Genomic DNA, 356 nt, shown 5'->3' with positions numbered 1-356 from the left:
GGCGGCGCTGGACAGGGCCAGTTCAGGGGTGCGCACGGGGGGGCGGGGCGCTTCGCCGCCGCCGGCCGCCACCAGGTGGCCGATGAAGGCTTCCTCCAGGGTGCGGGCCCCCTGGGCGGCGACGATGGCCGCCGGCGTGTCGCTCACCAGCACCCGGCCGGCGTGCATCAGCGAGATGCGGTCGCAGCGCTCGGCCTCGTTCATGAAGTGGGTGGAGATGAACAGCGTCACCTGGTCGCGCCGGGCCAGTTCGATCATCAGCCGCCAGAATTGGTCGCGGGCGATCGGGTCCACGCCCGAAGTCGGTTCGTCCAGGATCAGCAGTTCCGGCCGGTGCACCATGGCCACCGCCAGCG

Annotated in this window: 1 pseudogene; it reads right to left on the bottom strand. The window is 72.2% G+C overall.

Annotated elements, in window-relative coordinates:
- Positions 1-356 (bottom strand): annotated as a pseudogene (locus CON77_RS13880) (ABC transporter ATP-binding protein/permease); the annotation flags it as partial.

Source organism: Macromonas nakdongensis, assembly GCF_002837145.1.
GTDB classification, from domain to species: Bacteria; Pseudomonadota; Gammaproteobacteria; order Burkholderiales; family Burkholderiaceae_C; genus Macromonas_B; species Macromonas_B nakdongensis.
The sequence above is the reverse complement of the archived record's forward strand: the minus strand, read 5'-3'. Positions and strand labels throughout refer to the sequence as shown.